The 24,819-nt window shown below is 48.2% G+C and carries 21 protein-coding genes and 1 pseudogene; 14 read left to right on the top strand and 8 right to left on the bottom strand.

The features are described 5' to 3' along the window. Positions 1-119 precede the first annotated feature (119 nt). The 8 genes from Pan161_RS22685 to Pan161_RS22650 all read left to right on the top strand — a co-directional run bounded on the left by Pan161_RS22685 (position 120) and on the right by Pan161_RS22650 (position 9,948). A complete protein-coding gene (locus tag Pan161_RS22685; protein WP_145231036.1) occupies positions 120-2,561 on the top strand; it encodes a hypothetical protein in 2,442 nt (813 codons plus the stop codon). Between the two features lie 2 nt (positions 2,562-2,563). After that, positions 2,564-3,592, top strand: a complete 1,029-nt coding sequence (locus Pan161_RS22680) for a glycosyltransferase family 2 protein (protein WP_232103424.1) — start codon at positions 2,564-2,566, stop codon at positions 3,590-3,592. Between the two features lie 195 nt (positions 3,593-3,787). Next, positions 3,788-4,474 (top strand): class I SAM-dependent methyltransferase, encoded by a 687-nt coding sequence (locus tag Pan161_RS22675; protein WP_145231035.1) that lies wholly within the window; start codon positions 3,788-3,790, stop codon positions 4,472-4,474. A gap of 975 nt (positions 4,475-5,449) precedes the next feature. Continuing rightward, on the top strand, positions 5,450-6,571 hold the full coding sequence (gene wecB / locus Pan161_RS22670) for a non-hydrolyzing UDP-N-acetylglucosamine 2-epimerase (RefSeq protein WP_145231034.1): 1,122 nt from the start codon (positions 5,450-5,452) through the stop codon (positions 6,569-6,571). A 7-nt stretch (positions 6,572-6,578) separates the two neighbouring features. Beyond that, positions 6,579-7,370 carry an ABC transporter permease gene (locus tag Pan161_RS22665; protein ID WP_145231033.1) on the top strand — a complete coding sequence of 264 codons (792 nt, stop codon included), beginning with the start codon at positions 6,579-6,581 and terminating at the stop codon, positions 7,368-7,370. Position 7,371: 1 nt separating this feature from the next. After that, positions 7,372-8,124, top strand: coding sequence for an ABC transporter ATP-binding protein (locus Pan161_RS22660; RefSeq protein WP_145231032.1), 753 nt, complete (start codon positions 7,372-7,374; stop codon positions 8,122-8,124). Between the two features lie 198 nt (positions 8,125-8,322). After that, the gene (locus Pan161_RS22655) at positions 8,323-9,009 is read left to right on the top strand and encodes a hypothetical protein (protein ID WP_145231031.1); all 687 of its coding nucleotides are present in this window, start codon (positions 8,323-8,325) and stop codon (positions 9,007-9,009) included. 120 nt (positions 9,010-9,129) lie between these two features. Continuing rightward, positions 9,130-9,948, top strand: coding sequence for a class I SAM-dependent methyltransferase (locus Pan161_RS22650; RefSeq protein WP_145231030.1), 819 nt, complete (start codon positions 9,130-9,132; stop codon positions 9,946-9,948). Positions 9,949-10,066: 118 nt separating this feature from the next. On the opposite strand, the gene Pan161_RS22645 is transcribed toward Pan161_RS22650, so the two are convergent. Both Pan161_RS22645 and Pan161_RS22640 read right to left on the bottom strand, forming a co-directional pair. After that, positions 10,067-10,660, bottom strand: a complete 594-nt coding sequence (locus tag Pan161_RS22645) for a D-sedoheptulose-7-phosphate isomerase (RefSeq protein ID WP_145231029.1) — start codon at positions 10,658-10,660, stop codon at positions 10,067-10,069. A 463-nt stretch (positions 10,661-11,123) separates the two neighbouring features. Beyond that, positions 11,124-12,597 (bottom strand): annotated as a pseudogene (locus Pan161_RS22640) (ISNCY family transposase). A 321-nt stretch (positions 12,598-12,918) separates the two neighbouring features. On the opposite strand from Pan161_RS22640, the gene Pan161_RS22635 reads away from it, so the two are divergent. The 6 genes from Pan161_RS22635 (at position 12,919) to Pan161_RS22610 (ending at position 19,033) form a co-directional block, all read left to right on the top strand. After that, positions 12,919-14,394 (top strand): nicotinate phosphoribosyltransferase, encoded by a 1,476-nt coding sequence (locus Pan161_RS22635; RefSeq protein ID WP_145231028.1) that lies wholly within the window; start codon positions 12,919-12,921, stop codon positions 14,392-14,394. A gap of 50 nt (positions 14,395-14,444) precedes the next feature. Next, the gene (gene nadE / locus Pan161_RS22630; protein WP_145231027.1) at positions 14,445-16,445 is read left to right on the top strand and encodes an NAD(+) synthase; all 2,001 of its coding nucleotides are present in this window, start codon (positions 14,445-14,447) and stop codon (positions 16,443-16,445) included. Between the two features lie 10 nt (positions 16,446-16,455). Further along, entirely contained in the window at positions 16,456-17,145 is a 690-nt protein-coding gene (locus tag Pan161_RS22625; RefSeq protein WP_145231026.1) for an NUDIX hydrolase, read from the top strand. 12 nt (positions 17,146-17,157) lie between these two features. Further along, a complete protein-coding gene (gene pncA / locus Pan161_RS22620; protein WP_145231025.1) occupies positions 17,158-17,757 on the top strand; it encodes a bifunctional nicotinamidase/pyrazinamidase in 600 nt (199 codons plus the stop codon). A gap of 48 nt (positions 17,758-17,805) precedes the next feature. Further along, on the top strand, positions 17,806-18,351 hold the full coding sequence (locus Pan161_RS22615; protein WP_145231024.1) for an RNA 2'-phosphotransferase: 546 nt from the start codon (positions 17,806-17,808) through the stop codon (positions 18,349-18,351). 193 nt (positions 18,352-18,544) lie between these two features. Next, the gene (locus Pan161_RS22610; RefSeq protein WP_145231023.1) at positions 18,545-19,033 is read left to right on the top strand and encodes a hypothetical protein; all 489 of its coding nucleotides are present in this window, start codon (positions 18,545-18,547) and stop codon (positions 19,031-19,033) included. A 9-nt stretch (positions 19,034-19,042) separates the two neighbouring features. Here Pan161_RS22610 and Pan161_RS22605 read toward each other — a convergent pair whose 3' ends face one another. The 6 genes from Pan161_RS22605 to Pan161_RS22580 form a co-directional block, all read right to left on the bottom strand. Then, positions 19,043-19,468, bottom strand: a complete 426-nt coding sequence (locus Pan161_RS22605; RefSeq protein ID WP_145231022.1) for a hypothetical protein — start codon at positions 19,466-19,468, stop codon at positions 19,043-19,045. A gap of 266 nt (positions 19,469-19,734) precedes the next feature. Beyond that, a complete protein-coding gene (locus tag Pan161_RS22600) occupies positions 19,735-20,226 on the bottom strand; it encodes a hypothetical protein (RefSeq protein WP_145231021.1) in 492 nt (163 codons plus the stop codon). A gap of 71 nt (positions 20,227-20,297) precedes the next feature. Beyond that, a complete protein-coding gene (locus Pan161_RS22595; RefSeq protein ID WP_145231020.1) occupies positions 20,298-21,272 on the bottom strand; it encodes a DUF1559 domain-containing protein in 975 nt (324 codons plus the stop codon). Between the two features lie 534 nt (positions 21,273-21,806). Further along, positions 21,807-22,880 (bottom strand): TRAP transporter substrate-binding protein, encoded by a 1,074-nt coding sequence (locus tag Pan161_RS22590; protein ID WP_232103422.1) that lies wholly within the window; start codon positions 22,878-22,880, stop codon positions 21,807-21,809. 14 nt (positions 22,881-22,894) lie between these two features. After that, complete coding sequence (locus Pan161_RS22585) at positions 22,895-24,157, bottom strand: TRAP transporter large permease (protein WP_145232840.1); 1,263 nt, start codon at positions 24,155-24,157, stop codon at positions 22,895-22,897. 56 nt (positions 24,158-24,213) lie between these two features. Next, positions 24,214-24,744: a TRAP transporter small permease gene (locus tag Pan161_RS22580; protein WP_145231019.1), complete on the bottom strand. Its 531-nt coding sequence runs from the start codon at positions 24,742-24,744 to the stop codon at positions 24,214-24,216. Positions 24,745-24,819 lie beyond the last annotated feature (75 nt).

Below are 24,819 nucleotides of genomic sequence, written 5' to 3'. Positions count from 1 at the left end.
GATTTATTTATTAACCTTCGGCAGTCATTCAGCAGGATGAAAAGGTTTTTGCTACGACCAGACAGATTTCACTGAAGGATCAGAGAAATAGAATATAACAGGTTCAGGGATGATTTTGTATGAGTAGAAACAAGCTTATTTTTCTCAGTGTTTTGCTGGTATGTGGCTTCGGGCTCACGCTTTTCGGGTTGGCTCACCTTTCGCACTCCATCGGCTGGTCACATTCGGGTAGAAAAAGTTTTGTCTTATTTAGCAGTCTCTGCCTGGCGGGGATTGTATGGGGTAGCAGATACTTTCAAAGGTCACCTGGATCAATTGGTTTGATGATCGCGCTGGTTTTAGCGCTGCTGGCGGGCGCTGTGTGGCCCGTGATTGCCACACTCTGGTTTGTTTTTGCTTCGATTTTAGTAGGGCATCGTATTCTTGCTTTTCTGAAAATCACAGAACAAGACAGTTCATTTCTCATGAAGTTTCTAACAGGGGCCGGACTTTATGCCAGTTTAGTCTCTTTGTCTGCACATGTGCCGATTAACTATCCTGTATTTTATGGAATCGGGCTGCTGCTGCCTGTTCTGTTTGATCAAAAACTGGCCAGGGATTATCTCATTCAGTTTAAAAACTGGATCCTCGGAAATAACGAAGACCCGTACCGGTTCAATCTGTTGGACTGTCTGCTTACAACTTTAGCTCTGATTTATTTCGTCGTAGCTTTAATGCCGGAGGTGGGCCACGATGCATTGGCCATGCATTTATTTATTCCGGTGCATATGGCAGCACAGCATCAATGGGGCTTTGATGCATCTATTTATGTCTGGGCTGTGATGCCATTGCTGGGGGATTGGATTTATTCAATCTGTTATATGCTGGGAGGGGAGACTGCAGTCCGTCTGATTAATGTTTGCTTTATATTATTACTGACAGGGTTAATCAAAGAGTTTGTGTTATGGCTTGATGGAGATGAAACGACCGTCCGCTGGACGAATCTCATCTTTTTGTCGACGCCTTTGACCTTTGCTGTAGGCAGTAGTTTATTTATTGAATCTATCTGGACTGCTTATATTATAGCTGGCGCCATTATAGTATTTCGTTTCTGGGAAGATCCGGAGCCGCTCAAAAGTCGAATCTTACTGGCAGGTTTGCTATTAGGTTTCGCGCTTGCGACAAAAGCGGTGACATTGTTGATTATTCCAGGCATATTTTTAATCCTGCTTTATCGCTGGAAATACTGGTGCCAGTTGACTTGGATTACCACAGTAGGTTCAGGGCTCTTCTTATTTGCTCTGCCGGGATCAATCCCCTACCTGACAGCTCTTGTTAAAACCGGTAATCCGGTATTTCCATTTTTCAATCAAATATTCAAATCAGAATACTTCGCAATTAAAAATTTTGATAACGCCTCCATTTTTGGGAAGGGCTTGCATTGGGACTTTCTCTATCGCGTCGTGTTCCATACAGGGGAGTTTCTTGAAAGCTATGTCGGTGGATCAGGATTTCAGTGGTTATTATTATTTATCCCGGCTCTGGGTGCACTTGTAATCACAAAAAATAAAAAAGCCCTGGCACTTTTTATGGTTGCAGCACTTTCATTGTACCTCTCATTTCGATCAGTCAGTTATATTCGATACACATTTCCTGAGTGGTTGATGTTAACCACGATGGCTGGTTGTCTGATATTCAGTCCAATGATGAGAAAAACCAGACTTCACAATTATTTTATATCCGCAGGATGTATGACTGTGGTTTTGAATGTGGTGTTTCTTAATTCGGCAGCTTTTTATGGTGATTTTCAGATTAAGTCTTTGTTAAGTCATACGCATCGACAGACCTATTTAAGTGAGAGAAGTCCGGTTCGGTCTGCTGTAAAACTCGTAAATGAAATTAATATGAGTCGTAGTCCTGTAGCAATATTTGCTGCTCCCTATGTCGCCGGTCTCACTTCCGATGCCCTGCATTGTTCATGGTATAATTCGCGCTTTCAAGGCTTAATCACCAACGCCCAAACTGAAGAGTCCATCATTACTGCGCTTAAGAATGAAGGGGTCGATTACATGATTTTGGATTCATCCTGGAAAGATCCACAGGTAATTAAGCAAATTCAAAAAGTGACAGATGTCATTGCTGAAATCGATGAAATCAGCGTTCGTAGATTAAGCGAGAAATATCAATTCACTCATGAATTATTACAATCTTCAGAATTCAATAAGATTGAGGGATGGACTTTGCATGAGAATGCTGATTTTGATGATGCAGAGAGATTGGTTTCTGTGGATGTTCAGTCTCCGGTGTATCAGGTGATCCCGGTAAAACCAAATAAGCGTTATCAGAATATGATTACGGCTAGATCTGATGCGCATCACGGACAGGCTCGCATGCAAATAAACTGGTTGGATACTCAGGGCAGATTCATCGACACTGACCTCAGGCCCATTCAGTGCTCAGAGAGCTGGAATTCTTACTCTATGAGAGTAAATTCTCCTCCCAATGCGTACTCCGCTATCGTGTACTGTACTGGTCATTCCAACAAAAAAATCCAATTCAAAAAGAATTCCTTCAAAGAATGAATATGCCAGGACAAAATACAAGAGGCTCAAATATGAGGGCTGAAAATATGGTTATCGCGGTTGTGATTCCTTGTTACAAAGTTCATCAACATATACTAAGTGTAATTGCAGGGATTGGTGAAGAGTGTTCACAAATATATATTGTTGATGACTGTTGCCCCGAAGGAAGTGGGAAGCTGGTAGAGACGACCGTGACAGATAAACGTGTCAAAGTCGTTTATCATACAGAAAATCAGGGTGTCGGAGGGGCGGTTATCTCTGGATATCGTGCCGCAATTGCCAATGGGGCAGATGTGATCGTCAAAGTAGATGGCGACGGACAAATGGATCCTCGTCTCATTCCCTCTTTCGTTGAACCCATTTTAAAAGGGGAAGCGGATTATACTAAAGGGAATCGGTTTTATTTGCTGGAAGAAATCAGAGCGATGCCACGAATTCGATTGTTCGGGAATTCGGTTCTATCATTTATGTCGAAGGTCTCAACCGGTTACTGGAATCTCTTTGATCCTACCAATGGTTATACAGCAATACATGCAGATGTGGCCCGGTATCTGCCATTCAGGAAAATCAGTAAACGATATTTCTTTGAAACAGACATGCTGTTTCGGTTGAATACATCGCGCGCTGTTGTCGTCGATGTGCCCATGCATGCCCGCTACGAAGATGAAGTCAGTAATTTAAAAGTATCGACGGTGGTCACGGAGTTTTTCTACAAGCATTTGAGAAATATTATTAAACGGATTTTCTATAATTACTATTTGAGAGATTTATCTCTGGCTTCATTTGAATTGATATTTGGGTTGCTTCTTTTTACTTTTGGGCTCTGTTTTGGAGCTTATACATGGATTGAAAATATCGCTCAGGGGGTAACGACTTCCGCTGGTACTGTAATGCTAGCGGCATTACCAATTCTGATGGGATTACAGTTCCTGCTGGCATTTTTAGGGTATGATATCTCACGGGTTCCCAACCAGGTTATTTACCGAAAGTTAAATGGCTGGAACTTCGTCGTGGATGAAAAAGAGAATTGAACAGGAGCGAATTATCAGACGATCTGGATGGTGATGATTTCTTTATCTCATCCTGGATGTGAAAAATATTGAACTTGAGAGAAGCAGAAGCAGAAACAGAGCAAGAAATTCCGGGAAAACTTCCTGAATAATAGTTCGAGTCTCCTGTTTTTTATTAAAAATATACACCGGAGCTGCAATTCAGCGAAAGGATTTATGATGCGAGAAGTTCCAACAGAAGAATTAGACTACATTCAAACCTATGATAAAAATAATTCGGATAAGACTTTAGGGGGATATTTCCTTAAGAAGTCTCACGCTGTTCTGGAAAAGAATGTTCCAGATTTAAAAGGCATTGACACCATTCTGGAAGTAGGCGCAGGGACGGGACATCATTTTCCACACGTGAAGAAAGGCTTCTCTAAATACATTATGTCCGATGGAAGCACGGTGATGTTGGATGCCGCCAGGGAAAAGTATGCGGCTGAGATTGATTCTGGTCTTGTGCAAATTGAAGAACAAAATGCGACTGCGATCGATTATCCTGATGACAGTGTTGATCGATTAATTGCAACACATGTTCTGGAACACCTCCTTAACCCTGTCGATGTTTTACGTGAATGGAATCGGGTTGTCAGACCCGGTGGAATTATTTCGATTGTTCTGCCCTGTGATCCAGGGTTGTTATGGCGTTTCGGTAGAAATCTGGGCCCGCGTCGAAATGCACTCAAACGAGGACTAAACTACGATTACCTCATGGCGGCGGAACACGTCAATGCAATCAATAATCTGGTTGTATTTATACGACATCATTTTGAAAACGTGACCGAAAGCTGGTACCCACTTATGGCTCCGGTTCCCGACCTGAATCTCTTCTACTGTTGTCACATTGAGTCTACATGACAACAGTCAATACAATTTCTCCGCTTCCGGGGTCGTGGAGTCAATAAACAGTATGTTGCCAGAAGAGAGTTTACCAACGGTGTGCAGGTCGAAGAATTGAATCGGACTGTCGATCAGGCTCGATGCAGGTATAGTCACCGTGATTATTAATGATTCATTGCTTCGAGACCCATCATTGTCGAATCCTCACTGCCGATTTCAATGATATGATTTGGTTGGAACATTTGCATCATTGAATACAGGATACTTCCAGTAATATATTTATGCTGTACAAGCTCCTGGGAGATGAACCAGTTCCAGCCTGACATCTGAGAATGCTTGTAAAAGTCCTCAGGTTTAGACCAGATCCGAACGAAATTAGAAATGCGACAAACGACGCTCTCTTCATCGAATTCTTTCAGGAGAAAAATCTCATAAGCGTTTTTTAGAGAACTCCACAACGAAAATATCTGTTTTGCTGGAGAAAATTCTCGAAGTCAGTCAGCGAAGGAGCAGGAACCCAATCCACTGGCTAGAGTGCAACACATTTAACCATAGCGTCTCTCAATCAATTATACTCGGCCTAAATGGCCTTGGAGATGCTACAGTAAAACTGGACACAGTCTAGTGCTTTGTCAAGCTACAAATTGAGGGTTGGGAGGTGTTGTTTACGTGCTCCGTTGTCGCACTCTCGTGATATCTATCAACCCAAATTTTAAAAATGACACTCCACTAGCCTGTTACTTAAAACTCTGTCCCTCAAAATCACAATATTCATGGGAAATATCACTAATAGCATTCATTTTGCATGAGTTTTCAAGTGCTTTTTCCTGGGATTGTATGATGATCCGACAGCAGGAATTAAGGTTGCGTCATTTTCTCTGATTCAACTATACTTCCGGCACGATTGAACTTAGAGCAGCTGAAATAGACAGATTGAATGCGTAATTCTGATGTATTACGCTTAACCATTTAACAGGATGTACACGCACCAGTATGAAAATCCTTGTAGTTTTTGGGACTAGACCAGAGGCGATCAAAATGGCCTCACTGGTGAAGGAACTGGTAGACCATCCTGAACTGGACGCACGGGTGTGTGTCACAGCGCAGCATCGGGAAATGCTGGATCAGGTTCTGGATCTGTTTGAGATCACTCCAGACTATGATCTGGATATTATGTCGCCCAATCAGTCGCTGACTACCATCACCTCCCGCATTCTCACGGGGCTGGAACCTGTTCTGAAAGAGTTTCAGCCGGATACCCTGCTCGTGCACGGGGATACCAGTACCACGTTTGCGGCCAGTCTGGCGGCCTATTACCAGCAGATCCGCTTAGGGCACGTTGAGGCTGGGTTGAGAACCAACGATATCTATTCACCCTGGCCGGAAGAAGCGAATCGAAAACTGACAAGCGTTCTGACAGACTATCATTTTGCGCCGACAGAAACAGCCAAAGAAAATCTGCTTAGAGAAAATGTACCGGTGGAGAAAATCCATGTCACCGGGAATACGGTGATCGAGGCACTGTTTTATGTGCTGGAAAAATTAAAAACGGATACCAGTCTGGCGGAACAGATCAGAAGCCTGATTCCGGAATACGATCCTTCGAAACGGCTGGTACTGGTGACCGGGCATCGGCGGGAAAACTTTGGTGATGGCTTCGAACAGATCTGCAGAGCCCTGGCAAAATTAGCATCTGATTACCCCGATGTGCAAATCATCTATCCTGTGCATTTAAATCCCAATGTGCAGGAGCCTGTGAACCGGTTACTTCAGAATTGCGATAATATTTCTCTCATCAAGCCTTTAGATTATCTACCCTTTGTGTATCTGATGAACCAGTCTTATCTGATCGTGACAGACTCCGGTGGGATTCAGGAAGAAGCCCCCTCGCTGGGAAAACCTGTATTGGTAATGCGTGACACAACGGAAAGACCGGAAGCACTTGAGGCGGGAACGGTGAAACTGGTCGGAACCAACTATGAACGAATTGTTGCAGAAGTGACTGAACTGCTTGATTCCGATTCCTATTATCAATCAATGTCACAAGCACATAATCCCTATGGCGATGGCCTGGCAAGTAAAAGGATTGTTGAATTTTTAAATTCAATAAAATGACCTGCTGATGAGAAACCGAGTCAATCTTGCCTTGAATGATATTGTCGATGTGTTCAAATCCAGCCAGCTATGTCTCTTTCTGGCCTGGTTTGATATTCGCATTCGTTATCGCCGGTCGAAGCTGGGGCCATTCTGGATTACGATCAGTATGGCCATCTTTATCATTGCACTCGGGGTCGTGTACTCCAAGCTGTTTAAAGTACCTGCCGGAGAATATCTCCCCAATCTGGCGATTGGCTATCTGTTCTGGACCATGATCGCCACTACGTTGGGCGAATCACCGACAATATTTATTACAAACAATTCCTACATCAAAGATATGAAGGTCAATCTCCTGGTACTGGTAGTACGTGCTCTGACCAGGAATTTTATCATCCTGCTGCACAATGCCGTTTTTATTGTAGGGGTGTGTCTTTACTATCATATCTGGCCTCATTGGCAGATGTTGGCACTGATACCGGGTTTAATTATTGTGTTGATGAATTTGTTCTGGATTATGCTGCTCCTGGGGATTCTGGGGGCCCGTTTTCGTGATCTGGAGCCCATCATCCAAAGTCTGGTCCAGGTTTTATTTTTCGTTTCGCCTATTACCTGGTTACCCAAACTGGTGGGGGCCGACAGCTGGGTCCTCAAATTAAATCCGATTACATATTTTCTGGATCTGACGCGTTCTCCCATTATGAATGATGGTCCTGCATCGAGTTCATGGTTGATCGCACTGGCATTAGCTCTGGTTGGTTTTACTGTCTCACTTCTGCTCTATGCATACAAGCGCGATCGAATCGTATACTGGATTTGAAATGGCGAGTATCGATGTAGACGATGTCACATTACATTTTCCGATTATCGGAGCAGGTGACCGGTCCGTAAAAAATACACTGCTGAGCATCGCCACCGGAGGGAAAATATCTGGTGGCAGTGGAACGATTCTGGTCACAGGGCTGGAACACGTGAATTTTCAGCTCCGAGATGGGGATCGTCTGGGATTGATCGGTCACAATGGAGCTGGAAAATCGACGTTATTAAAAGTCATCGCAGGAATTTACACGCCGACTCAGGGACACGTTGAGGTTCAAGGCAAGGTGTTATCAACACTGAATATTACTCTGGGTTTCGAGATGGAAGCGACCGGCTTTGAAAATATCATTTTGCGTGGACGATTGCTGGGTTTGAGTTCAGCTGAGATTAAGCTGAAAATCGATGAGATCGCTGAATTCACTGAGTTGGGAAGATATCTGGAACTGCCTGTCAGAGTCTACTCTTCAGGTATGCTCATGCGACTGGCTTTTGCCATTATGACTTCACTGGAATCAGATATTTTACTGATGGATGAAGTGATTGGGACAGGAGACGCCCGTTTTATCCATAAGGCAGAAGCACGTCTGAATGAGTTTATGAACAAGGCTAAAATCATGGTCATTGCTTCGCATTCAGATGATGTGATCAAAGAATTTTGCAATAAAGCGTTACTGCTGAAAAATGGAACTGTGTTTGCAATGGGAGAGGTGGGAGAAATCCTTGAACTCTATCAGTCTGATGAGTACCAGGATTAACGATTTGCGAATGCCGCTCAACTGAATGTCTGGGTGTCAGGTGATGTCAAAATCACCTTGCCCATGATTCAGATTGACAGATTGATGAAAGTTATTAGGATCACTGTGTTTTTTACACGGGAGTATTTTAGATGGTGCTGATTTGTCAGCAACGATAACCATCGTTTTTCCTGTTGAACCCTTTATCTGGAATTGATTATGACTTCTGAAGCCTTCACTTTTCGAGAACCGGTTTCATTTGATGTCAGTCTGACCGGACATCACAAAAGCTTAAAGTCTGCAGAAAAAAAGAAATATGTGTTTTTTCAGGAATCAACTCATACTTCACCTTCGGGACGTCCGGGGTTTGTGATCCTTGCAGGCGCGTCCATGAATTTTGAGCCAATCACGATTCAGGAGAGCACCGTGGGCTTGATCACCTATGGGGCGGGGCTTCAGAAGATCAGTTCCGATGGTTTGATACTCAGTCTGATATTTATAGAAGACCAGACACAGGAAACGCATCTGGTTTTTCAGGACAGGATTCTAGCATTTGAACAAAACGATCAATGGCGTGAACACAAATATGATCTGAGTGCGCTAGCTGGAAAATCAGGCCACTTTGAAATCTCCTGTTCCCCTGGTCCACAAAATGATCCTACAGCGGACTGGCTTGCTGTTTACGAATTTGTGATCAGCCCTGCTGCAGAATTTAATTTGAATCGGGCGCGATCTTTTCAACAGATCCGTGAGCGGAATGAATTAGCACATTTTTCCATTGTGTATAGTCATAGTATGTACCAGGATGATGAAGGGGCCACTCCTCTCTATAAGATTCCTGCCAGATTCGTCTCTTTAATGAGAAGGGGAATTGGAAAACTGAGCCGAAAGCTCGCATCTAAATAATACAATGGTCGTTGTGAGAAAAGTCATCTGACTGGCTTTTAAAGTTCTATTATTCTGGATTTATGCTGATTTACAAAAATTAGAATTCGCCATAACTGCTAATCTCGAAAAGGTCATCAGATGAGTGCATATAGTTACTACACCGATCGGTTAAAAACAAAAATGGGACTGAGGGAAATTGATTTTCATGATCGATTGGTGTCAATTATGGAAAAAGATCCCGAACGGACAGTCCGGATACTGTCTCTGGCCAGTGGAGCTGCTCGCATCGAACGCCAGCTGATTGCCGGTCTGGATATGAGTCGAATCGAGCTGACACTCGTCGATATTAATCCTCAGTTGATTGCGGAAGCGAAAGAAAAATTTGATAGTAAGATTTCAATTCTTCCTTCAGTTCAAAATATCAATCAGATTAAACTCAAAGAAAATCACTACGATGTAATACTATGTGTTTCCGCCTTGCATCATGTCGTTGAACTCGAGCATATTGCCAGTTCGATTAAAACTGCGTTAGTAGAAGGGGGCGAGTTCTGGAGTATCGGAGAATATGTCGGTCGCAATGGTACGCGGCTGTATGAAGACGCATTGGAAGTGGCAAACTCGCATTTTACGAGCCTTCCTAAGAAGTACAGACTGAATCGAAACCCTGGCGTGTTATCTCGTGTTGATCAGTGTTTGCCTAATAATGATTGCTCTCTGGCAACGTTTGAAGGCATCCGAAGTCAGGATATCTTGCCAATCTTCAGAAACGAATTTCAGGAAACAGATTCTATGGCCTTCGATAGCTTTCTCTGGAGATTATACAATCTGGCCTATATTGATAATTATGACCTGGAGAACGAGCAGGACAAGGCATACATTGAACAGTCTGTCGACACCGAAATTGACTTTGTTAATTCAGGTGGTGCTACCACCGCATATTGGGGTGTCTTCAAGTAGACTCGATCAATTCCGACAAGCTTATGAGCGATCATCCCATGGATGTTCTCCATCTCTTGTCGGTAGTGGCGCGACGGCCCTGACACAATAACGGTCGTGAGGGAGCCAAGGTCGGATTTTATAACTCAAAGCCAAACAGCGCTGCTTCCACGCATTCACACAAAGTGTGTTCCAGTACCAGGTGGACTTCCTGGATCTGACTCGTCAGTTCACCGGGAGCAATGACGCAAATATCACTGCATTGACTGACTTCGCCTCCATCATGCCCTGTAAAGACAATGCTCGTAAAACCTTTCTCCCGACACATTTGTAACGCCTTGACGATATTAGGAGAATTTCCGGAGGTGGTGATTCCCAGGAATATATCCCCCGGCAGCATTTTCCCGGCAATCTGTCGAGAAAATATCTGGTCGTAGCCATAATCATTTCCAATCGCCGTAATGATTGAAGAGTCGGTGGTCAGGGCTTCCGCAGGCAGAGGTGCCCGATCTCGAGCCAGTCGACTGACAAATTCTGCAGACAGATGTTGTGCATCCGCGGCTGAACCACCATTCCCGGCGATGTAAAGTCGGCCACCCTCCTGGTAACTTTTCAGCACGACATCAACAGCTTGCGAGAAGGCAGCCTGGATATCAGGGCTCTCCAACAGCGTTTTTTTGGCTGCGATAGATCGTTCCAGATTTCGACAGATGATTTGAGTATGCGGGCTCATTCAATTCGCTCCAGTATGATTGAAGAGGCCCTTTAATCACTACTGAGGCTCCACAATCAATAAGTAGTGCTGATCTCAAGGAAATAGTGTTGATTACCACCATGGATCATTAGGTCATGGTGAAGAACAGCCGGTGAGGGAGTATAGCGGAATCAGAGAAAATAACGCAACATTATATCTCGGGCTTGGTACCATCAATCCAGTTATCCGCTGCTCTGAATGCGCGCTGCGGCTTAAGTGAATGAATTTAGCTGAACGTCGACGGTTAGCTAGTGGGTGTCCCGAAAGTGGGTTCGTGCTGAATTTTATGTGTTAACGCGATGGTAGTGGATCGTGGAGATTGTTGATATCGGGTCTCCGCTGGCTGCGTTCGGGTGATTTTGGCCGGGATTTCGATTTTATCTGGCACTACAGCGCGTACGCTCTTCCCTGGCTTTGCTCTCTCGTATGGATCGCGACTGTCTCAGGCCGCTTTGCGGCGACTGTGAGCGGCGGCCGCGTTTTGGTTCTCCCGGGCGATGAGCATCCGACCGAGCGTGTGCAGGTTTCGCCCCAGAATACCCAGTTGCATGTAGCGTTCAAAACCGATCTCCGAACGGTCGCGACATCGCTTCATCGCGTTCCCGCTCTGCAACGCTCCGATCATTGATTCCACTCCCGAATGATTCTGCTGAGCCGATCGAAACTCGTCATCGGCCTGGACCAGTTGAACCGCCGACTGCTTGACGCCGGTTCTGGGAAGACACAGATGATCGACAAGCTCAGACAATTCTCTCTGGTTGTCGGGCGAATGAAATCCACGGTCGAACGACAGACGCTTCACACCGTTTTGAAAGTCATTTTGCAAAGACTTCGTTTCACGGACTGCCACTTGTTTGTCGCCTTCATCGCGTTTCATCAAAACGGCGCGCACAATGAAGCCAGCCGCATCTTCGAATACCAGAACCTGTCGACCAAACTGCATCGGCTGACCGGCTTTGCCACGTTTGTAAAGCTGAGTGTGCGGCTCGAAAATACTGAAGAGCTTGTCGCTGTTGGCAACTGCTTCGCCGTGGATGATACGTCGCCGGGTCGTGTCCGCGACGCGTTCTGTGCGTAGGATCAACGCCTGCAGCGTGTTCGGCCCGAACAGGTCGGCGATCTCCGGTAATCGCTGGCCCGTGACCAGGCAGAGGTCGCGCGCACGCTGCGTCAAGATGTCCGCTTTCTGCAGGAGTTCGCGGTAAAGCGGCTGGAGCCGCTTTTTGTAGCGGGGGCCTTTCTTTGTCGCGATGCGATTGATGTCTCGATTGAGTTGTTTGATTTTTTTCAAGAGGTGAGCATACTGACGCCATCCGTTCACGCCATCCGTTCACGCCATGTGCTTCGGCCAGCCTCACGCACTGAGGAATGATTTTCCGCAGCCCGTCGTACAGCAAACTGCTTTCCGTGGGATAATGAATGTTCGTTTCCATCACGAACGAATCGGCGCGGACCTTTTCGATCGCAGTGGGATCAAACGAGTGTCCTGCACTGACGATGGCCTGGTTGATGCGTGCGATGGTTTCCGGTCGCAGGAGTCGAATGTTGTTGCGGATGGTTCGCCATTTGAAGGGCCTGTCATCGCAGTCGCCGACTCCCATGACGGCGCGCAGCTTGCGGTGATTTTCAGCAAGGTCCTGCAATTGATCGTAGGTGAAGTTGCAACCCAGTCGCACGGCTGCCAGCACACAGATATGCCAGTATTCCATCCCCGTTCGACCTGTGTCGGTGCGACTGTCACCGTTAACGTCGGCGGCGATCCACTGCAGAATGTCATCGACAAGCCTGCGGTCCGAATACAGGAACTGCAGAGCGCGAAGAATGGGAACGATGCGATCCCGCGATTCCAGATTTAACTCCACCTGTTCGATCGGAACGCTGTCCAGTCGCAGCTGATTCGAGTATGATTTTCGCATCATTGGCTCCTCGAAGATTGAACGTGTTGATTCCGTTTTAACTGTCTTTTCAACAAGTAATACGGATCAATGCCTCATCTTCGAGGAGCGTTCTCACAATTTCACGCTATTATTTACGAACCAAAACGCTTTCGGGTCAGACACTAGCTAGAGCGCATCACATTTAACCATAGCGTCTCTCAATCTATGATACTCGCTCCAAATGGCCCTGGAGACGCTACAGTGAAACCGGACACTGTCTAACAAAAGGGAAGAAACTATAAAACGCCGCTTGACTTTACGAAAGATAGTGTCGATAATACACTAACAAGGAGAAGAGTTATGTCAAAATTATCACAAATCTATCAGACGCCTTTGGCCCTGCTGACCGATCTGTATCAGCTGACAATGGCGCAGGGGTACTGGAAATCGGGTCGTTCAGAACAGGAAGCGGTGTTTCATCTGTTCTTTCGTAAAAATCCCTTTCAGGGAGGATTCACGATTGCAGCCGGGCTGGAGTATGTGCTCGATTACCTGAAACAGTTTCGATTCACGGACTGTGATGTTGATTATCTTGCCAGCCTGGAGGGGAATGATGGCGCGTCCCTCTTTTCTGCTGAATTTTTGTCATATCTGACCCGGCTCGAACTCCGCTGCGATCTCGATGCCGTGCCCGAAGGGACAGTCGTCTTTCCCCATGAACCACTGGTCCGGGTGAGAGGGCCCATTCTGCAGTGTCAGTTACTGGAAACGGCGCTACTGAATCTGGTCAATTATCAGTCCCTGATTGCCACTAAATCAGCCCGGATCTGTGCAGCAGCTGGATCTGACCCGGTACTGGAGTTCGGCCTGAGACGTGCGCAGGGCATCGATGGCGGTCTGGCTGCCAGCCGCGCCGCTTATCTGGGAGGTTGTGCCGCGACGTCAAATGTGCTGGCAGGAAAGCTGTTTCAGATTCCTGTGAAAGGCACACACGCTCACAGCTGGGTCATGTCGTTCGACGATGAGCTGGCTGCGTTTGAAGAATATGCCGATGCCATGCCGAATAACTGTGTCTTTCTGGTAGACACCTATGACACTTTGGATGGCGTTCGCAATGCGATTCAAGTCGGGCTCCAGTTGCGAAAATCGGGACATGAAATGGTAGGAATTCGACTGGATTCCGGGGATTTGGCCTATCTGAGTATAGAAGCGCGGCAGTTGCTGGATGAAGCCGGATTAACAAACGTCGCTATCGTCGCCAGCAATGATCTGGATGAAGGGATCATCACCAGTCTCAAAACACAGGGAGCAACCATTGCTGTCTGGGGCGTGGGAACAAAACTGGTGACCGCCTACGACCAACCGGCACTGGGGGGAGTTTACAAGCTCGGGGCGATTCAGAATGAAACCGGTCATTGGGAACGTAAACTCAAATTGTCTGAACAGGCCATTAAAACATCCACTCCGGGCATCCTGCAGGTACGCCGCTTCTTCAATTCGGAAGGTGCGATGGCAGATATGATCTATGATGAGTTAAATCCACAGCCTGTCAGTGATATTGTGGTAGACCCTCTGGATCCGACGCGGCGTCGTCTGCTCAGTCGGGATCTCGAGGCAAAAGACCTGCTGATACCGGTTGTCAGAGCGGGACAGATTGTGAAGGAATGTGAAACACTGACTCAGATTCGGCAGCGTGTGCAACAGCAACTGTCACAGTTCCATACGAGTGTTCGCCGTCATACGACTCCACATGAATACCCCGTGGGACTTGAACAGGAACTGCATGAATTTAAAACAGCGGAAATACTCAGAGCCCGGCATCCGCATCCGATGTAACAGAATTGTAAACCAAAAATCGCCAAAAGAATAAAGGGAGGTAAACGGTCATGCAACTGATTCAGGTCGCCGCCGTTGCACTTAACCAGACGCCGCTGGAGTGGGCAGGCAACATGCAGAACATTCAGGCGGCCATCTCCACAGCGCGCGAACAGGGGGCGAGCCTGATCTGTCTGCCGGAATTATGTATCACCGGCTATGGTTGTGAAGATGCTTTCTTTTCACCGGATATTCAACAGAGGGCAATCCGCGCGCTGCAGGAACTGCTGCCGTTTACGGAAGGAATTGCAGTTTCTGTGGGACTTCCGCTGCTGCATGGGGGCGGGCTCTATAACTGTGCCTGCCTGATTGCGAATCAACAGATATTAGGTTTTGTGGCTAAGAATCATCTGGCAGGAGACGGAATCCATTACGAACCACGCTGGTTCAAGGCCTGGAATTCAACGCATGTGAGCCAGATTGAAATTGAAGGCCAATTATATCCAATCGGAAATCTGATTTTTGAATGTGGCGGAATCCGAATCGGATTTGAAATCTGTGAAGATGCCTGGGCCGCCCGTCGGCCGGGACATGCCTTATCACAGGCGGCCGTCGATCTGATTTTGAATCCCAGCGCCAGCCACTTTGCTTTTGGAAAGCAGGAAATACGGCGTCGTCTCGTACTGGAAAGCTCACGTGCCTATGGTGTCAGCTACATCTATTCCAATTTACTGGGCAACGAAGCCGGACGCATCATTTATGATGGAGCGGCTTTAATCGCCAGTAATGGCGCTTTGCTGGCTGAAGGTCCCAGGCTCTCATTTCAAGATGTGGTCGTCACGTCCACTGTGATTGACATTGATCTGAACCGTATGAACCGTGCCCGCCTGATGAGTTTTCAACCAGATCAACTCGGGCAGAGCGAAAGCCGGGTCGTCGCATCGTTTCATTTCCCGGAGATTGATCCAAAACCTTTGTCACAGTCAGCAGAAGGCTGGGAAACTTCTCCAGCGGTGAAAGCAGAAGAGTTTTCCCGGGCAGTCGCCCTGGGCTTGTTTGATTATCTACGTAAAAGTCGCTCTCAGGGCTTTGTGGTTTCTCTGAGTGGGGGAGCCGATTCTTCTGCCGTGGCGACACTGGTCTGGTTGCTGGTGAAACTGGGAGTGGCTGAACTGGGGCTTCAAGCCTTCCAGTCGAAGTTATCTCACGTTTCTGATCTCACCCAGGCAAAGGCAGTACAGGACCTGGTGTCCCGGTTACTGACGTGCGTGTATCAGTCAACTCGTAACAGTTCTGAAACCACTAAACAGGCGGCAGCAAAACTTGCCGAAGCCATAGGGGCTGACTATCTCAAACTGGATGTCGATTCAATCGTACAGGATTATGTCGGTCTTGTCTCCAATGCGCTGGACCGCGAATTGAACTGGGATTCAGACGATATTGCGCTGCAGAACATACAGGCGCGGGTGCGTGCACCAGGGGTCTGGATGATCGCCAATTTACGGAATGCGCTTCTGCTGGCGACCAGCAACCGTTCTGAAGCCGCGGTCGGCTATACGACAATGGACGGAGATACCTGTGGCGGACTTTCCCCCATTTCCGGAATTGATAAAGCATTCTTAAGACACTGGTTGCTCTGGATGGAAAATTCAGGACCAGCAGGAGCAGAGAATCTGCCAATTCTGAAACTGGTCAACCAACAGGAGCCGACTGCTGAACTGCGTCCTGAAGCATCCCACCAGACGGATGAAACCGATCTCATGCCTTATGAGCTGCTGGACTGGATCGAACGGGCCGCCATCAGGGATAAACATGGTCCCGTTGATCTGTATCGGCTGGCGCGAACTCAGTTTTCGGACTATCAGCCAGCGCAGCTGTCTGCCTGGATCACTCGCTTCTTTCAACTCTGGTCACGCAATCAATGGAAGCGCGAACGCTATGCACCCTCATTTCATCTGGACGATGAAAATCTGGACCCCAAAACCTGGTGTCGTTTTCCGATTCTCTCAGGCAGCTATCAGCGGGAACTGGAAGAACTGCGCGAGTTTGTTGACGAAGAAAGTTTAAACTGAAGGACAGGCAATGAAATTTAGTTATGAATATCCCCGGGCCGCTTTAACCGTCGACTGTGTCGTGTTCGGCCTGGACGAAGACGATCTGCAGGTGCTGTTGATTCAGCGTGACCTGCCTCCCTTTGAAGGAGACTGGGCCTTGCCGGGAGGCTTTGTTCGGTTGGAAGAATCGCTGGAAGAGGCCGCCCGCCGGGAACTGCAGGAAGAGACGGGAATCGAAAACGTTTTTCTAGAGCAGCTTTATACGATCGGGGATGTGGACCGTGATCCGCGTGAACGGGTCGTTACGGTTGCCTATTATGCGCTGGTGAATCTTTCCGATCACCGCGTCCAGGCAGCTACAGATGCTCGCAACGCCGCCTGGTTCGCCGTGGATGATGTGCCCACACTCGCCTTTGACCACCCGATGATTTTAGAAACGGCGCACGAACGCCTGCGGGGCAAAGTCCGCTACCAGCCGATTGGTTTCGAACTGCTGCCACCCAAGTTTACACTGCGTCAGATACAACATCTGTATGAAGTCATCCTGGATCGTCAGCTTGACAAGCGCAATTTCCGGAAAAAGATTCTCAGCATGGGAATTCTGATCGAACTGGATGAAGTGGAGACGGATGTGGCACATCGAGCCGCCCGACTCTACAAATTCGATCATCGCAAATACAAACGCCTGACAAAACAGGGCTTTCATTTTGAGATTTAGGAAAGAGAGACAATGAATGCATTAATTCTGGTGGACCTGCAATATGACTTTATGCCCGGCGGTTCGCTGGCGGTTCCCGAGGGGGATCAGGTGGTTCCGGTCGCCAATGAGTTGATATCGGAGTTCGATCTGGTCGTAGCGACCCAGGACTGGCATCCCGCCGATCATTTGAGTTTTGCCAGTCAGCATCCCGATCGAGAGATCGGAGAGCAGATTGACCTGGCGGGCCTGGAACAGATTCTCTGGCCCGATCATTGTGTGCAAGATACGCGGGGCGCGGAATTTCATGCGGATTTGAAACAGGGCCAGATTGATAGGATCTTTCCCAAGGGAACAGACCGGCTGATTGACAGTTACAGTGGCTTCTATGATAACGGCCATCAGAAGTCGACCGGCCTGGGTGAATATCTGCAAGAGCAGGGGGTGCAGTCCGTTACGGTACTGGGACTGGCTGCTGATTATTGTGTGAAATGGACGGCGCTGGATGCTGTGAAACTGGGATTCCAGACCCGCTTGATCGAGCGGGGATGTCGAGGCGTTGATCTCAGTCCGGGGGACGTGCATCGCGCTTACCAGGAAATGCAGCACGCAGGCGTAAAAATTATTGAATAAATCAAATGAAAATATCGGATCTGAAATCCGAAGAACAAAAAAGAAAAAATGAACGAAAAAGAATTAAAAAAGAAAAGCAAATTCCTGAGTCTGATTCTCAGGCACCAGCCGGAAACCGTCGGGATCACACTGGACGATTCAGGCTGGGTCGATGTCGAAGTATTACTGGCAGCGATGTCTCAGCAGGGGAAGGGGATGTCGCGCGCGACACTCGACACCGTCGTGCAGTCCAATGACAAACAGCGGTTTTCCTTCAACGCAGAAGGAACTCGCATTCGTGCCAACCAGGGGCATTCGATTTCCGTCGACCTGGGATATACTACAGCCGTTCCCCCTGAAATCCTGTTTCATGGCACCCCCGACAAATTCATCGAACCCATTTCGCAGGAAGGGCTCAAAAAAATGAATCGGCATCATGTGCATCTGCACGTGGACGAGCAGACCAGCATCGCCGTCGGTCGCAGACGCGGCAGACCGGTGTTACTGCAGGTCCGGGCACTGGAAATGCATCAGGCAGGCTGGGAGTTTTTTGTGACGCCGAACCAGGTCTGGCTGACAGACAGCGTACCCGTCGAGTATATTGAGTTTCCCTGAGGCTGGTTTAAAACTGATCTCAGATTGAAAGTATAATTTCTATATAATCAGAAGATTCAAGCACGGTTCGCGGGCATTGGGCGATTCCCTTGCTGACGCTGGTGGTTCCGATCATGTTGTGGGGGATATCGAAATTCAGTGGAAATGAATATAATGCTATCATTCAGTTATTCCACGAGATTGAGAATCAGACATGACCAGCCTTTCATTGTATTATCATCGCCAACGGGGACCGCTCTGTTTGATTTTGTACGGGCTGGCGATTGCGTTTTTTGTGATTGCCTGGTTTGTGCGGACAATACCGCCACAATCAACTCTGAGTCTGATCTTCGTGATGGTGGGGCTGGTGATGTTAATTGTAGCGACAGGCTTTCATCATCTGACGGTGGCTGATGAAATCGATCGCCTGCGGATTTCGTTCGGCCCGCTCCCCCTGTTTCAGCGCAGTGTATTGTATGAGGAGATCCTCCGTGCCGACGTGGATCGGACCACTTTCATGGAAGGCTGGGGAATTCATCTGAGCCCGCGCGGAGGCTGGGTCTGGAATCTCTGGGGCCGCGACTGTGTGGCCATTCAGATGAAACGCGGCACTTTACGCATCGGCACCGATGATGCCGAGAACCTGGCTGCCTTTGTGAATGGTCGCGTCGAAGAATTTGGAGTGGATGCCAGGGAGCGTTGACTGCCTGTCTTATTCATCGAACATCCATTTTTTTCCGACACCCATAAAGACCGATGCCATGAGCAGTCCTGCGACAGGTCGGGATCTCTTCCCGTTGGGTTCATCTCCGGCGAAAAACATATAGATCGCTCCACCCAGCATCGCTACGCCTAACGCCATCGACAGTACGCCAAAGGTTTTTTTGACGATGCCTCCTGCCGAGATGTTGAGCGATTTTCTGGAGGATGACTTTTTCTTTTTTGCTTTGACCGCTTTTTTCTTGCGAGGCTGGGCAATCGGCTCCCCATAATCGGCGGACAGGTCTTCGAATTCTTCTTCCACAGCGGGAACGCGAATTTTGCTGCCACACGATTTGCACTTCAGGGTCTGTCCTGCGCGTTCATCTTTGACCTTATAACTTTGAAAACATTCCTCACACTGCACCGATATTGTCATCAAATTAACCTCACGCAAAATATTGAGAGCGAGCTGCCTTATCTGTACCTTAGTGAGGACCTTTTTACAGGAAAGGTTCAGTACTTTCCAGTGTTATATGAAAAAATCCCCCTGCCGGAAACCGGGACAGAGGGACTAAGGTAATACTGAATTCAGTTGTTGCTTCTAGAACGGATCACATTTAATCATAGCATCTCTCAATCCATTATACTCGGTTCAAATGGCCCTGGAGACGCTACAGTAAAACTGGACACAGTCTGAAGTACTTATTTCTTCAAGGTGAAGTCGTTCGTCGTGGCCTCTGAATTAACAACGGCGGTCAGTTTGCTCGCTGTGGGGCTGGAATATTGTGCGGGCAGTAGTTGTTTTGCCCCTTTTTCTTCAGCTTCTGCATCGGATAGTCCTTCCGGTACTGCTGATCCGTCCGGCAGAACCAGCTTATGAATATAGATACTGTAATTACCGGGAAGGGCTCCCTGTGAATCTTCCGGTGATTGACCTGCCAGTTGAGTCTGCAGAGTGTATGTGCCTGTTTCGTCGGTCAGACCGAAGGCAATCTCTCCCCCCGGCTGGCCTTCCGCGGGAAGATAATTAATCATCACACCAGTCAAGGGGTTCCCGTCTAAGGTGACTTTGCCAGTCACCGGAACCAGTTTGGATACAAATTCCGGTTCTGTAGAGGAAGATCCACATCCCGAAATATTAAATACGACAGGCGCCAGTAAACAAAACAGGGAAATACGAAGGATGCGTCGCATATTGATTCTTTCAGTTAAATGATCTGAGTTCATGAAGGATTGTTGCTCAAACAGGTGTATTCGATTTCAGATCACCATTCTCCAATCACATTACCATCTGCAATGCGATCCAGATTCAATCGAATTGAGTAGTCTGTATTGTCGCCCATGAATCGTACTGCGCCATCACCCAGCAGAACATGAAGTCCACCAACGTGCAGACTGCCTGTTGTATTCCAGTCACCCAGCCAGGGAGCAAAATCCTTAACACCACCCGGATAGCTGGAACTGTTACGCGTGGTTCGATTCGGCGTGACGCCGCTCAGACTCAGACCAATTTGTGTATAACCTCTGCCACCCCAGTTGGCGTTGGCGCCGTTACCGCAACAGGCCTGGCGCGTCTCTGCCATCATGGCGGTATTCGACATTCCGTCAGTGACATCTCGGGGACGGCATTTGCTGCCATCTTCAAACATGGTGCGCTGGCTCGCTGCCCGGGAGGTCCAGCCATGACAGTTGTTGTAGGTTAGTCGATAGACAATGAAATCGTAGTTAGTACGATGTTCATTCGAACCGCCGGGAAGCATGTAACTGCTGCTGGACGGGATTCCCTGGGGACCGGGATCGGAGGGGCAGTTAAAGATCGTCATTCTCCGGTTCACCAGATCTGCGTTCGAAGTTGCGCCGCCACTGGGGAGTGGCGCACTTCCCGCACCGTAATCATCGAAGGCCAGACTGAAATTGAGCTGATTATACAGGGCACTTTGATCCAGATAGGGGAGCAGCAGAACCAGCCCGTTACCATTCAAGGTATTGCTGGCGGCAACCCCGGTCGAACAGAGTCCTTTGGCTACGGCACTGGGAGGCAGGACAGAGTGTGTTTCCAGGTAGTTGTGTAAGGCCAATCCCAGCTGTTTCATTTTGTTACGGCAGTCAGAACGACGGGCCGCTTCACGCGCCTGCTGGACTGCTGGTAAAAGCAATGCGATCAGAATGGCAATAATCGCGATCACGACCAATAGCTCAATCAGCGTAAATCCCTTGCGGGTTTTATCTTGGTAAATCATGGTATTCGCTCCTCAGGTAGGGATTTAGGAAGGATGACTAAATAAGCCAAGTAAATATAAAGGAAGTTAATTATATATTACTAGGTAAGTATAGTTGATGTAAATCGCAGATATTTCTTACACGAATGTTGGAAAATATTTGCTGAATTGATGATATGTTTTTTGAACAAAGAGGCGGATAATGGGAGGAGCTTCTATTTGATGAAAGCTCGTGGCTGAATTCTCAGCTGTAAATCTTAAGAAGATATAAACATCTGGTTTTTCCCGTTTACGAGGGGACTGTCAAACACTGGTTTTCCAGAGTGATGTGGGGATTGATTTCAGCGCTATTTTTTTCTGGACTATCAGATCGCGCGGACGCAGGAGAAGTGGGCTGCCCTGCTGCGGGCTAGCGGAAATCTTCTGAATCCGGATCGTAGTTCAAAGAATGACAGTCGACGGTTGCTGTATCGTCAGCAATGTAAATACAAAGATGCAGCAAGCTCTTTGAGAAATGCCTGGCTGGCACGCAGAAGAGTGAAAGCCAGATCAAATTTATTGAGTCTGCCTGTCTTCATAATTTTTAATCGTCGCTTTGATTTCTTCGAGCAGTTTGCGGCCATCCTCACCCGTCATCTCGATGAACTGCTCGCGGACGGGCTGACTGGCTTCGCGAAATGCGGCGCGGGCTTCGGGGGTAAGTTCGTCGACGATTTTCAGCTTGGGTCTGTTTTTACGAATCAGATTCAATCGCTCCCGGTTGAACTGCTTCTGTACGTCCAGAATGTAACCGTTCAAATCGGAAACGACGCCCAGTACCAGTTTCTGCCTTTCCGGGGAGAGTGAGTTAAAAAACTTACGATTGGTGACTGCGGTTGTGATGAAGGGGGCATGTCGCGCAAAAATCATCCAGTCGGTGACTTCATAGAAATTCATTTCCTGAATCGCGAAGACCGGGTTCTCCTGACCGTCGATCATATTGAGCTGCAGAGCCGAGTATACTTCGGAGTAAGGTAGGGGGGTCGGGCTGGCACCATAGGCTTCGTACGCGGCCAGTAACAGTGGCGTCGTCATGACCCGCATTTTCACTCCCTGGAAATCATCGGGAGTCTGGATGTCTTTCTTCGTCGTCCAGACTTGCCAGCCTTCGGAAAAAATCGAAAGCAGCTTCAGATCTTTGCGGGCATAAAGTTCATCGAATGTTTCCTGCAGTTTAGGGTCTTCGTTGAGGACCTTGTTATTGATTTCGTCGTCATCGGAAAACAGAAAGTGGAGCAGGAAGACCTGGACCTCCGGTATCAGTTTTCCCAGATGTCCCGGCGAAGCCATCGCAAACTGGATGACTTCCATATCGACGAGTTCGGTGATCTGGTCCGAAGTCCCCAGGGTGCCATAGGGATAAATCGTGACTTCGATTTTGCCTGCAGACCGCGTTTCAATCAGTTCCTTGAACTTGATCGCGTATTGATGCTGCACACTGCCGATCGTTTCTTCAATGGCAAATCGCCACTGCACTACCGGTTCTTCAGTCGAAGCGGTCCCCTCTGACTCACAGGCAGAAGGTAGAATGAGGCAGATCAGCAGCCCCGATAACTGAATCAATTTGAGATAGAATGCGCTGTTCATCATCGACACCTGTCTGATCAGTTAAAAGCCAGATCGCGTAGGAAAAGGGAAATACTGGGGAAGGCGATCAGTAAGACACCTGCGAGCAGCAGGATGGCAATAAAGGGAGGCGTGCCTCGAATGACTTCCAGATAAGGGCGGCGGAAGACCGCGATCGCCGTAAAAATATCACAACCGAACGGCGGCGTGGCCGAGCCGATCGCGACCTGCAGAGTCACGACGATTCCAACCAGCACTGGATCAATGCCGGCTGCCGCTGCGACGGGATGGAAAATGGGGGTCAGGATCAGGATCACCACAATCGGATCAACGAACATGCAGCCGATAAAATAGGCGATGGCAATCGTCAGCATAATGGTCCAGTAGCCAGAATCGGGAGTCAGCCCCAGCCAGTTATTGATGAGTGCGTCGGGAAGTTGGGCAAACGAAATCACCCAGCTGAATCCCGCACCAGCACCTACGAGGATAAAAACGACCGCAGTCACAAGCCCCGTCGACAGTGCAATATCAGGAATGTCTTTCAGCGAGAGATCCCGAAAACAGACGATTTCTAATATGCCAGCATAAAGGACAGAAACAGCGGCGGCTTCCGTCGGGCTGAAAATACCGGAATAGATGCCTCCGATGATAATCAGTGGAAAGCCCAAAGGCAGCAATGCACGTTGAATTGCGGTGCGGCGCGTCGCGTGATCCGCTTTGGGTTGTCGGGGAATCTGCATCCGAATAGAAGCAATCCAGCAGTAGATGCAGAACATCAGCAGTACCAGCAGACCAGGACCAATACCGGCGATGAACATCTCGCCGATGGAAGTTCCCGAAACAACGCCATACACAATCATGCCGATACTGGGTGGAATCAAGAGAGCGATATCACTGGCATTGATAATCAGAGCGGTGGTGAAAGAATCGGAATAACCGGCTCTGAGTAATTGCGGACGCAGGGGACCGCCTATTGCGACAACGGTTGCCTGTGTCGAACCGGACATGGCCCCAAACAGCGTACAGCTGATGGCGCTGGCGATGGGCAGGCCGCCGCGCAGGTGCCCTACAAACGCGGTCACCAGGTCGAGTAATCGATTGGCTGAATTCCCGCGTGTCATGATATCCGCAGCAAAAATAAACATCGGGACAGCAATCAGCGCTGCCGGTTTAATACCGCCGATCATCTGCTGAATCAAAACCGCGGGGGTTACATCCGGATGAAACACCAGCAGAACCGCCAATGCTGCCGTGATGAGGGGGACTTTCATGGGAAAGCCCAGCATCAACAGCACCAGCATGATTCCCAGAATGAGTAATGCTTCCACGCGGCTATCTCCCCACTGACTTGGTCATTTCAGAGTTCCCCTACCACTGTGGTTTCATATTCGTCCTTCTGGCTATACGAGATATACACATCGGGGGAAGTCAGATTCTTCAGAACCGTTAAGCCATACTGAATGGCTGTCAGCAGCAGGCCGAGTGGCACAAACAGATAGACCAAATACAGGGGAACCTGCAAGACGGGAGAGACGGTCTCTAAAAAGCGGACCGTGGAAATATATTCGAACGCGTACCAGGCAAGGATTAACATGAGAAGTGAGGTTAACCCGCTGATGGCAATCATCAGGATCTTACGCCAGCGCTGGTTGAGCTGATCGTAGAATGCCGTCATGCGAATGTGGCGTCCGCGGCTGGCAGCGTAGCTCAAACCTACAAAGGTCACAATGATGATCAGGAACTGGGACAGTTCCCCGGTAAAGGAGACACTGAAGCCGAGCACGGCCCGGCAGAACACATTTCCGATGGATAACGCGGCAATCGCAATGATCGACCAGGCCAGCAGGAAAGCTTCGATTTTCTGAATCATCTGAAAGAGGCGGTTCATCAGCGTCTCTTTCTGAGGTTCATAAAACGATCAATGCAGTCGCCTGCAGGTCGCCTGGGAATGCGGAATTGTTTT

The sequence above is a fragment of the Gimesia algae genome (assembly GCF_007746795.1).
In the GTDB taxonomy this organism is placed as follows: domain Bacteria; phylum Planctomycetota; class Planctomycetia; order Planctomycetales; family Planctomycetaceae; genus Gimesia; species Gimesia algae.
Note: the sequence above shows the minus strand (reverse complement) of the source record. Positions and strands in the feature narration are given on the sequence as shown.